Source organism: Streptomyces sp. MS191 (assembly GCF_008042125.1).
Lineage (GTDB): Bacteria > Actinomycetota > Actinomycetes > Streptomycetales > Streptomycetaceae > Streptomyces.
Window position 1 is genome coordinate 460,912 of record NZ_RDBI01000066.1, and the last position, 10,269, is coordinate 471,180.

Below are 10,269 nucleotides of genomic sequence, written 5' to 3' on the forward strand. Positions count from 1 at the left end.
CGCGCACCCACTGGGGCGCGGTTGCCGAGGGAGGGCCCGTCCGGCTGCGGCTGTCACATCTCAACGGAGGCATGATGGGGCGCTATGTCGCACGACGACTGCTCCAGATGATCCCGGTCTTCATCGGGACAACCCTGCTGATCTTCCTCATGGTCTACAGCCTGCCCGGCGACCCCGTGGCGGGTCTCTTCGGCGACAAGGGCGTGGACCCGGCGACGCTCGCGAAGATCAAGCACGAGCTCGGACTCGACCAGCCGCTGCTCAAGCAGTACTGGGACTACATGACCAACATCATCCTGCACTTCGACTTCGGCAACCAGATCCGCAACGGTCGCCCGGTCACCGAAGTGCTGGGTGACGCGTTCCCCATCACCCTGCAGCTCGCTGCACTGGCCTTCGCCTTCGAGCTGACCTTCGGCATCGGCCTGGGCATCATCGCCGGCCTGAAGGCCGGCCGTCTGGCCGACAACGTGATCCTGATCTTCACGCTGCTGATCATCTCGATCCCCGTCTTCGTGCTCGGCTACCTCATCAAGATGGTCTTCGCCTTCCAGCTCGGCTGGATGGAGCCGAACGTCAGCGTCGAGCAGAAGTGGTCCGAGCTCATCGCACCGGCCATCGTGCTCGGCGGTCTGTCGCTCGCCTACGTCGCCCGCCTCACCCGTACGTCCATGGCGGAGAACCTGCGCGCCGACTACATGCGCACGGCCGTCGCCAAGGGCCTGCCGAGGCGCCGTGTCATCGGCGTCCACCTGATGCGCAACTCGATGATCCCGGTCGTCACCTTCCTCGGCACCGACATCGGCGCCCTGATGGGCGGCGCGGTCGTCACCGAGGGCATCTTCAACATCAAGGGCATCGGCGGCGTCATCTACGAGTCGATCTCCCGCCGCGAGGGCACCACGATCGTCGGACTCGTCACCATCCTGGTGCTCGTCTACCTCGTCACCAGCCTGCTCATCGACCTGCTGTACGCGGTCCTGGACCCGAGGATCCGTTATGCCTGACGTGACCAAGACCGCAGAGACCGCTGCTGCCGTGGACGCCGTCACCACCCCCCCGGTGACGGCGCCGGCCCCGGCGGACAAGCAGGAGAAGGCGCGCAGCCTCTGGGGTGACGCGTGGCGCGACCTGCGCCGCAACCCGTACTTCATCGTGTCGTCGGTGCTGATCTTCTTCCTGCTGGTGATCGCGGCCTTCCCGGGCTGGTTCACCGGTGCCTCGCCGACCGCGGGTGACCTCGTGCACCACTACATCGGCAAGCCGGAGCTCAGCAAGATCGGCTCCGAGGGCTGGCTCGGCTACGACATCCAGGGCCGCTCCGTGTACGCCCGCCTGATCTACGGCACCCGTGCCTCGGTCATCGTGGGTATCGCCGTCACCGTGATCGTCACGATCGTCGGCGGCATCATGGGCATGATCGCCGGCTACTTCGGCGGCATCACGGACGCGATCCTCTCGCGGATCACCGACATCTTCTTCGGCATCCCGTTCCTGCTCGGCGCGATGGTCGTTCTGCAGTCCTTCACCGAGCGCACGATCTGGGTCGTCGTCTTCGCCCTGGCGTTCCTCGGCTGGACGCAGATCACCCGCGTCATGCGCGGTGCCGTGATCACGATCAAGCAGACGGACTACGTCCACGCCGCCAAGGCACTGGGCGCCGGCACCACCCGGATCCTGTTCCGGCACATCCTGCCGAACGCCATGGCCCCGGTGATCGTCGTCGCGACCATCGCGCTCGGCGGCTACATCTCCGCCGAGGCGACCCTGTCGTACCTGGGCCTGGGCCTCTCGTCGCCCATCGTGTCCTGGGGCGTCGACGTCTCGTCGGGCGTCCAGCAGATCCGTACGTCGCAGCACATCCTGCTGTACCCGTCGATCATGCTGAGCCTCACCGTTCTGGCGTTCATCATGCTCGGCGAAGCCGTCCGCAACGCCCTCGACCCCAAGCTGCGCTGAGGAGGGCGTAATGACGACCATCGACAACACCGGCAAGACCGCGGCCGTCCCCGCGCCGCGCGACGGCGACGACCACACGGGTCCCCTGCTCGAAGTACGCGACCTGCACGTCGAGTTCCACACCCGCGACGGTGTGGCCAAGGCGGTCAACGGCGTCAACTACTCGGTGAACGCGGGCGAGACCCTCGCCGTGCTCGGCGAGTCCGGCTCCGGCAAGTCCGTCACCGCGCAGGCCATCATGGGCATCCTCGACATGCCGCCCGGCAAGATCCCGCAGGGCGAGATCCTGTTCCGCGGCGAGGACATGCTCAAGATGTCCTACGAGGAGCGCCGGAGGATCCGCGGCCGCAAGATCGCGATGATCTTCCAGGACGCGCTGTCCTCCCTGAACCCGGTCCTCACCGTCGGCTACCAGCTCGGCGAGATGTTCCGCGTGCACCACGGCCTCTCCAAGAAGGAGGCCACGGCCAAGGCCGTCGAGCTGATGGACAAGGTCAAGATCCCCGCCGCCAAGGCGCGGGTCACCGACTACCCCCACCAGTTCTCCGGCGGTATGCGCCAGCGCATCATGATCGCCATGGCGCTGGCCCTGGAGCCGGACCTGATCATCGCCGACGAGCCCACCACGGCGCTCGACGTGACGGTGCAGGCCCAGGTCATGGACCTCCTCGCGGAGCTCCAGCAGGAATACAACATGGGCCTGATCCTGATCACCCACGACCTCGGCGTCGTCGCCGACGTCGCGGACAAGATCGCGGTCATGTACGCGGGCCGCATCGTCGAGACCGCTCCGGTCCACGAGCTGTACAAGCGCCCCGCCCACCCGTACACCCGGGGTCTGCTCGACTCGATCCCGCGCCTGGACCAGAAGGGCCAGGAGCTGTACGCGATCAAGGGCCTGCCGCCCAACCTGCTCCGCGTCCCCACGGGCTGCGCCTTCAACCCGCGCTGCCCCAAGGCCGACGACATCTGCCGTACCGAGGTCCCGGCGCTGGCGCCGGTCACCGAGCAGGACGGCGCCGAGCTGCCGGGCCGCGGCAGCGCCTGCCACTTCTGGAAGGAGACGATCCATGGCTGAGCTCAGCAAGAAGGACGACGCCGCGGACGCGACTCCGAACGTCACCGACGTGCAGACGGTCGACGCCGCGAGCGAGGCGGAGGCCGTAGCCGCCATCGAGGCCCCCGTCCAGCGTGGCGAGCCGATCCTGCAGGTGCGCAACCTGGTCAAGCACTTCCCGCTGACCCAGGGCATCCTCTTCAAGAAGCAGGTCGGCGCGGTCAAGGCCGTGGACGGGGTCTCCTTCGACCTCTACCAGGGCGAGACCCTCGGCATCGTCGGCGAGTCCGGCTGTGGCAAGTCCACGGTCGCCAAGCTCCTGATGAACCTGGAGCGGGCCACCGCCGGCGAGGTCTTCTACAAGGGCCAGGACATCACCCGGCTGTCCGGGCGCGCGCTGAAGGCCGTCCGCCGGAACATCCAGATGGTGTTCCAGGACCCGTACACCTCGCTGAACCCGCGTATGACCGTGGGTGACATCATCGGCGAGCCCTTCGACATCCACCCCGAGGTGGCCCCGAAGGGCGACCGGCGCCGCAAGGTGCAGGAGCTGCTCGATGTGGTCGGTCTGAACCCCGAGTACATCAACCGCTACCCGCACCAGTTCTCCGGCGGCCAGCGCCAGCGCATCGGCATCGCCCGCGGCCTCGCGCTCAACCCGGAGATCATCATCTGCGACGAGCCGGTCTCGGCCCTGGACGTGTCCGTCCAGGCGCAGGTCATCAACCTGATGGAGAAGCTGCAGGACGAGTTCAACCTCTCCTACGTCTTCATCGCGCACGACCTGTCGATCGTCCGCCACATCTCCGACCGGGTCGGCGTGATGTACCTCGGCAAGATGGCCGAGATCGGTACCGACACGCAGATCTACGACCACCCGACGCACCCCTACACCCAGGCGCTGCTGTCGGCGGTCCCGGTTCCGGACCCGGAGGCCCGCGCCAACCGCGAGCGGATCATCCTCACCGGTGACGTCCCCTCGCCGGCCAACCCGCCGTCGGGCTGCCGCTTCCGCACCCGGTGCTGGAAGGCGCAGGACAAGTGCTCCACGGAGCAGCCCCTGCTGGCGATCCCCGAGGTGTTCGTCGGCCAGGACACCCCGGCCGCGCACGAGTCGGCGTGCCACTTCGCCGAGGAGAAGGACGTCGTCCACGCGGTGTGATCCTCTCCGCTCCCGTGACGAGGGCGCCCGGACCGTTTCGGTTCGGGCGCCCTCGGCGCGTTTGTCCGTATGGGTGTCAATAAGGTGCATGGAGCCTGGTATCGGGTGATATTGGGTCTCTCAGTGGAGACCAAGGACACTCGGGAGGCACCATCATGCGCGGAGCCACGTACGCCAAGTGGACCGCACTGGCCGCGGCCGTCGCCCTGGCGACGACCGCGTGCGGAGGCGGGAGCGACAGCGGGGGCGGTGGCGCCGACGGGGTCGTGAGCGCCTCCTGGACCGATCCGCAGAATCCGCTGGAGCCGGCGAACACGAACGAGGTCCAGGGCGGCAAGGTCCTCGACATGATCTTCCGGGGACTCAAGAAGTACGACCCGAAAACCGGCGAGGCGCTGAACATGCTCGCCGAGAACATCGAGACCACCGACTCCACGAACTTCACCATCACCGTCAAGAGCGGCTGGACCTTCTCCAACGGTGAGGCGGTCACCGCCAAGTCCTTCGTCGACGCGTGGAACTACGGCGCCCTGCTGAGGAACAACCAGAAGAACTCCTTCTTCTTCGGCCAGATCGAGGGCTACGACAAGGTCCACCCCGAGCAGGGCACGCCGAGCGCCACGAGCATGTCCGGTCTCAAGATCGTGAACGGTCAGACCTTCACGGTGAAGCTCACCCAGAAGTTCTCCACCTGGCCCGAGACCCTCGGCTACAACGCGTTCGCCCCGCTCCCCTCGGTCTTCTTCAGCGACCACGCCGCCTGGCTCTCCAAGCCCATCGGCAACGGCCCGTACACCATCGACTCGTACACCAAGGGCTCGCAGATGAGCCTGACGAAGTGGGACGCCTACCCCGGCGACGACAAGGCGCAGAACGGCGGCGTGACCCTCAAGGTCTACACCGACAACAACACCGCCTACACCGACCTGACCGCCGGCAACCTCGACCTCGTCGACGACGTCCCGGCCTCGCAGCTCAAGAACGTGTCGGCGGACCTGGGCGACCGGTACATCAACACCCCGGCCGGCATCATCCAGACCCTGGCCTTCCCGTTCTACGACCCGGCCTGGAACAAGCCGGGCCAGGAGAAGCTCCGCCAGGGCCTGTCCATGGCGATCAACCGCCAGCAGATCACCGACACGATCTTCCAGAAGACCCGCACGCCCGCCGTCGACTGGACCTCCCCGGTCCTCGGCGAGGACGGCGGCTTCAAGAACATCTGCGGCGAGTTCTGCACGTACGACGCCGCCAAGGCGAAGCAGCTCGTCGCCGAGGGCGGCGGCATCCCCGGCGGCACGATGAAGATCTCGTACAACGCCGACACCGGCTCCCACAAGGAGTGGGTGGACGCCGTCTGCAACTCGATCAACAACGCGCTGGGCAACAACAACGCCTGCGTCGGCAACCCGATCGGCACCTTCGCCGACTACCGCAACCAGGTGACCACGCAGAAGCTGAACGGCCCCTTCCGCGCCGGATGGCAGATGGACTACCCCCTCATCCAGAACTTCCTGCAGCCGGTGTACTACACCAACGCCTCGTCCAACGACGGCAAGTGGACCAACCCGGACTTCGACAAGCTCGTCAACCAGGCCAACGCCGAGACGGACACCGCGAAGGCCGTGGGCCTCTTCCAGCAGGCGGAGGAAGTGCTCCGCAACGACATGGGCGCCATCCCGCTCTGGTACCAGAACGGCAGCGCCGGCTATTCGGAGCGGATCTCGAACGTGGCCCTGAACCCCTTCAGCGTGCCCGTCTACAACGAGATCAAGGTCAACTGACGCAGGTCGGCTGCGCACGGCCCGGCGTCCTTCCCCACGCCGGGCCGTACGCCTTCCCCACCCCCCGGAGCCCCTCATGGGTCGTTATGTGATCCGACGTCTGCTGCAGATGATCCCGGTCTTTTTCGGCGCCACCCTGCTGATCTTCCTGATGGTGAACGTGATGGGCGACCCGATCGCCGGCCTGTGCGGCGACCGCGCGTGCGACCCGGCGACCGCCGCCCAGCTGGAGAAGGAGTTCGGCCTCGACAAGCCCGTCTGGCAGCAATACCTGACCTACATGGGCAACGTCTTCACCGGAGACTTCGGCACGGCCTTCAACGGCCAGCCGGTCACCGAGCTGATGGCCAGCTCGTTCCCCGTGACCATCCGGCTCACCATCGTCGCGATCTTCTTCGAGATCGTCATCGGCATCACCCTCGGCGTCGTCACGGGCCTGCGGCGCGGCAGCCCCGTCGACACCAGCGTGCTCGTGCTGACCCTGGTCGTGATCTCCATCCCGACCTTCGTCACCGGCCTCCTGCTCCAGCTGCTCCTCGGCGTCAAATGGGGCTGGATCAAACCGGCCGTCTCGCCCGAGGCGCCGTTCAGCGAGCTCATCGTGCCCGGCCTCGTCCTCGCGTCCGTCTCCCTGGCCTACGTCACCCGGCTGACCCGGACCTCCATCGCCGAGAACAAGAAGGCCGACTACGTGCGCACGGCCGTCGCCAAGGGACTGCCGCGCCGCCGGGTCACCACCCGCCACCTGCTGCGCAACTCGCTCATCCCGGTCGTCACCTTCATCGGCACCGACATCGGCGCCCTGATGGGCGGTGCCATCGTCACCGAGCGGATCTTCAACATCCACGGCGTCGGCTACCAGCTCTACCAGGGCATCATCCGCCAGAACACGCAGACCGTCGTCGGATTCGTGACCGTCCTGGTGCTGGTGTTCCTGGTCGCCAACCTGCTCGTCGACCTCCTGTACGCCGTCCTTGACCCGAGGATCCGCTATGCCTGAGCAGCCTGAGCCGCACGCGCCGTTCGACGACGGACGTGCCATCGACCACACCGGTGCGGGCGGCGGCACCGATCTCGCCATGGAAGAGGGCGAGACTCTGGAGAAGACTCCGGGCGGCCCCCAAGGGACCGGGCCGGAGAACAAGCCGCGCTCCCTGTGGACCGACGCGTGGTACGACCTGCGGCGCAACCCGGTCTTCATCATCTCCTCGCTGGTGATCCTGTTCCTGGTGATCATCTCGATCTGGCCCCAGCTGATCACCTCCGGCGACCCCCTCGACTGCGACCTGGCCAAGGCGCAGGAGGGCTCCCAGCCCGGACACCCGTTCGGCTTCAACGGCCAGGGCTGCGACGTGTACACCCGCACCGTGTACGGCGCCCGGACCTCCGTGTCGGTCGGCGTCCTCGCCACCCTCGGCGTCGCCCTGCTCGGCTCCCTCCTCGGCGGCCTGGCCGGCTTCTTCGGCGGAGGCTGGGACGGCTTCCTGTCGCGGATCACCGACGTGTTCTTCGCCATCCCCGTCGTCCTCGGCGGACTCGTCCTGCTGTCGGTCGTCACCAGCAACACCATCTGGCCCGTCATCGGATTCATGATCCTGCTGGGCTGGCCCCAGATCTCGCGCATCGCCCGCGGCTCGGTGATCACCGCCAAACAGAACGACTACGTGCAGGCGGCCCGGGCCCTCGGCGCGTCCAACTCCCGGATGCTGCTGCGCCACATCGCCCCCAACGCGGTCGCCCCGGTGATCGTCGTGGCGACGATCGCGCTGGGCACGTACATCGCGCTCGAGGCGACCCTGTCGTACCTGGGCGTCGGCCTGAAGCCGCCGACCGTCTCGTGGGGCATCGAGATCTCCGCGGCCTCGCAGTACATCCGCGTCGCCCCGCACATGCTGCTCTGGCCGGCCGGCGCGCTCGCCATCACCGTGCTCGCGTTCATCATGCTCGGCGACGCGGTGCGCGACGCCCTCGACCCGAAGCTGAGGTAGACGCCCATGCTGCTCGAAGTGCGCGACCTGCACGTGGAGTTCCACACCCGTGAGGGGGTGGCGAAGGCGGTCAACGGCGTCAACTACTCCGTGGACGCGGGCGAGACGCTCGCCGTGCTCGGCGAGTCCGGCTCCGGGAAGTCCGTCACCGCGCAGGCCGTCATGGGCATCCTCGACGTGCCCCCCGGGAAGATCTCCAGCGGCGAGATCCTCTTCCAGGGCCAGGACCTCCTCAAGCTCAAGGAGGAGGAGCGGCGCAAGATCCGCGGCGCGAAGATGGCGATGATCTTCCAGGACGCGCTGTCCTCCCTGAACCCGGTGATCAGCGTCGGCGACCAGCTGGGCGAGATGTTCCAGGTCCACCGCGGGATGTCGCGGAAGGACTCCCGGACCAAGGCCGTCGAGCTGATGGACCGGGTCCGTATCCCGGCCGCCAAGGAACGCGTCGGCCAGTACCCGCACCAGTTCTCCGGCGGCATGCGCCAGCGCATCATGATCGCCATGGCGCTCGCCCTCGAGCCCGAGCTGATCATCGCCGACGAGCCGACCACCGCCCTGGACGTCACCGTGCAGGCCCAGGTGATGGACCTGCTCGCCGAACTCCAGCAGGAGCTCCACATGGGGCTCATCCTCATCACCCACGACCTCGGCGTCGTCGCCGACGTCGCCGACAAGATCGCCGTGATGTACGCCGGGCGGATCGTCGAGGCGGCCCCCGTCCACGAGATCTACAAGGCGCCCGCCCACCCGTACACCCGGGGTCTGCTCGACTCGATCCCGCGCCTGGACCAGAAGGGCCAGGAGCTCTACGCCATCAAGGGCCTGCCGCCCAACCTGCTCGCCATCCCGCCCGGGTGCGCCTTCAACCCGCGCTGCCCCATGGCGCAGGACGTCTGCCGCACCGACGTGCCGCCGCTGTACGACGTGACCGAGTCCCCGGTGCCGCGCACCAGCGCCTGCCACTTCTGGAAGGAGTGCCTGCATGCCTGAGGCGATTCTCGAGGTCCMGGACCTGTACAAGCACTACCCGCTGACCCAGGGCATCCTCTTCAAGAAGCAGGTCGGCGCGGTCAAGGCCGTCGACGGCGTCTCCTTCGACCTCGCGCCGGGGGAGACGCTCGGCATCGTCGGCGAGTCCGGCTGCGGCAAGTCGACCGTCGCGAAGATGCTGGTGAACCTGGAGCGCCCGACATCCGGCACCATCTCGTACAAGGGCGAGGACATCACGAAGATGTCCGCCAAGGGCCTGCGCGCGGTCCGCCGGAACATCCAGATGGTGTTCCAGGACCCGTACACCTCGCTGAACCCGCGGATGACCGTCGGTGACATCATCGGCGAGCCCTACGAGATCCATCCCGAGGTCGCGCCGAAGGGCTCGCGCCGGCAGAAGGTCCAGGACCTCCTCGACGTGGTGGGCCTGAACCCCGAGTACATCAACCGCTACCCGCACCAGTTCTCCGGCGGCCAGCGCCAGCGCATCGGCATCGCCCGCGGCCTCGCGCTCCAGCCGGAGATCATCGTGGCCGACGAACCGGTCTCCGCCCTGGACGTCTCGGTCCAGGCGCAGGTCGTGAACCTCCTCGACCGGCTCCAGGCGGAGTTCTCCCTCTCCTACGTCTTCATCGCGCACGATCTGTCGATCGTGCGGCACATCTCGGACCGGGTCGGCGTGATGTACCTGGGCCGGATCGTCGAGATCGGCACCGACGCCGAGATCTACGACCACCCGACGCACCCCTACACCCAGGCGCTGCTGTCCGCCGTGCCCGTGCCGGACCCCGAGGCCCGCGCCCACCGCGAACGCATCATCCTCAGCGGCGACGTCCCCTCCCCGGCCAACGTCCCCTCCGGCTGCCGCTTCCGCACCCGCTGCTGGAAGGCCCAGGAGCGCTGCACCCTGGAGGTGCCCGAACTCGCCGTCCCCGCGGTCTTCCGGCTCGCCGAGAGCCCGGCGAAGCACGACTCGGCCTGCCACTTCGCGGAGGAGAAGCACGTCGTCCCGGCGGAGGGCGACGAGGAGTGACGGCAGCCGCCGCAGCTGCGGACGGAAGCCCGAAGGAACCGTCGACCGCGTTAACGCGCAGGCAACTCCGGCGACTTCACTCCGATATGCGAACGCGGCAGGCTCGACAGCGTACGGCCGTGCGGGTGCCGTAGGCCGGCCGGGACGCGCCATGTCGTCCCGGCCGGCCGCCCCGCCGCCCTCCCCGCGGACCGGCCTCCGGTGTAGCGGTCGACGAAGACCTCGGAGGGGAGGACACCGCCCTCCCCGCGGACCGGCCTCCGGTGTAGCGGTCGACGAAGACCTCGGAGGGGAGGACA

The 10,269-nt window shown here is 67.7% G+C and carries 9 protein-coding genes; all 9 read left to right on the forward strand.

The window, feature by feature from the left end; all coding sequences use genetic code 11:
• Window positions 1–74 precede the first annotated feature (74 nt).
• The 9 genes from EAO71_RS30685 (at window position 75) to EAO71_RS30725 (ending at window position 9,970) form a co-directional block, all read left to right on the forward strand.
• A complete protein-coding gene (locus tag EAO71_RS30685) occupies window positions 75–1,007 on the forward strand; it encodes an ABC transporter permease (protein WP_187282908.1) in 933 nt (310 codons plus the stop codon).
• Window positions 1,000–1,959 carry an ABC transporter permease gene (locus EAO71_RS30690; protein WP_147981053.1) on the forward strand — a complete coding sequence of 320 codons (960 nt, stop codon included), beginning with the start codon at window positions 1,000–1,002 and terminating at the stop codon, window positions 1,957–1,959. Before EAO71_RS30685 ends, EAO71_RS30690 begins: the two co-directional genes overlap by 8 nt.
• Window positions 1,960–1,969: 10 nt before the next feature.
• Window positions 1,970–3,037, forward strand: coding sequence for an ABC transporter ATP-binding protein (locus EAO71_RS30695; RefSeq protein WP_147981054.1), 1,068 nt, complete (start codon window positions 1,970–1,972; stop codon window positions 3,035–3,037).
• Window positions 3,030–4,178: an ABC transporter ATP-binding protein gene (locus tag EAO71_RS30700; protein ID WP_147981055.1), complete on the forward strand. Its 1,149-nt coding sequence runs from the start codon at window positions 3,030–3,032 to the stop codon at window positions 4,176–4,178. Before EAO71_RS30695 ends, EAO71_RS30700 begins: the two co-directional genes overlap by 8 nt.
• 155 nt (window positions 4,179–4,333) lie before the next feature.
• Window positions 4,334–5,959 carry a peptide ABC transporter substrate-binding protein gene (locus EAO71_RS30705; protein ID WP_147981056.1) on the forward strand — a complete coding sequence of 542 codons (1,626 nt, stop codon included), beginning with the start codon at window positions 4,334–4,336 and terminating at the stop codon, window positions 5,957–5,959.
• Between the two features lie 76 nt (window positions 5,960–6,035).
• Window positions 6,036–6,959: an ABC transporter permease gene (locus tag EAO71_RS30710; RefSeq protein WP_147981057.1), complete on the forward strand. Its 924-nt coding sequence runs from the start codon at window positions 6,036–6,038 to the stop codon at window positions 6,957–6,959.
• The gene (locus EAO71_RS30715; RefSeq protein WP_147981058.1) at window positions 6,952–7,947 is read left to right on the forward strand and encodes an ABC transporter permease; all 996 of its coding nucleotides are present in this window, start codon (window positions 6,952–6,954) and stop codon (window positions 7,945–7,947) included. Before EAO71_RS30710 ends, EAO71_RS30715 begins: the two co-directional genes overlap by 8 nt.
• A 6-nt stretch (window positions 7,948–7,953) precedes the next feature.
• Window positions 7,954–8,937, forward strand: a complete 984-nt coding sequence (locus tag EAO71_RS30720) for an ABC transporter ATP-binding protein (RefSeq protein WP_147981059.1) — start codon at window positions 7,954–7,956, stop codon at window positions 8,935–8,937.
• A complete protein-coding gene (locus EAO71_RS30725; protein WP_147981060.1) occupies window positions 8,930–9,970 on the forward strand; it encodes an ABC transporter ATP-binding protein in 1,041 nt (346 codons plus the stop codon). The genes EAO71_RS30720 and EAO71_RS30725 overlap by 8 nt, the downstream gene beginning before the upstream one ends.
• Window positions 9,971–10,269: the final 299 nt, after the last annotated feature.

Coding starts and splice junctions, on each gene's coding strand:
- EAO71_RS30685 (WP_187282908.1), top strand. CDS start 75: ATGGGGCGCTATGTCGCACGACGACTGCTCCAGATGATCCCGGTCTTC.
- EAO71_RS30690 (WP_147981053.1), top strand. CDS start 1,000: ATGCCTGACGTGACCAAGACCGCAGAGACCGCTGCTGCCGTGGACGCC.
- EAO71_RS30695 (WP_147981054.1), top strand. CDS start 1,970: ATGACGACCATCGACAACACCGGCAAGACCGCGGCCGTCCCCGCGCCG.
- EAO71_RS30700 (WP_147981055.1), top strand. CDS start 3,030: ATGGCTGAGCTCAGCAAGAAGGACGACGCCGCGGACGCGACTCCGAAC.
- EAO71_RS30705 (WP_147981056.1), top strand. CDS start 4,334: ATGCGCGGAGCCACGTACGCCAAGTGGACCGCACTGGCCGCGGCCGTC.
- EAO71_RS30710 (WP_147981057.1), top strand. CDS start 6,036: ATGGGTCGTTATGTGATCCGACGTCTGCTGCAGATGATCCCGGTCTTT.
- EAO71_RS30715 (WP_147981058.1), top strand. CDS start 6,952: ATGCCTGAGCAGCCTGAGCCGCACGCGCCGTTCGACGACGGACGTGCC.
- EAO71_RS30720 (WP_147981059.1), top strand. CDS start 7,954: ATGCTGCTCGAAGTGCGCGACCTGCACGTGGAGTTCCACACCCGTGAG.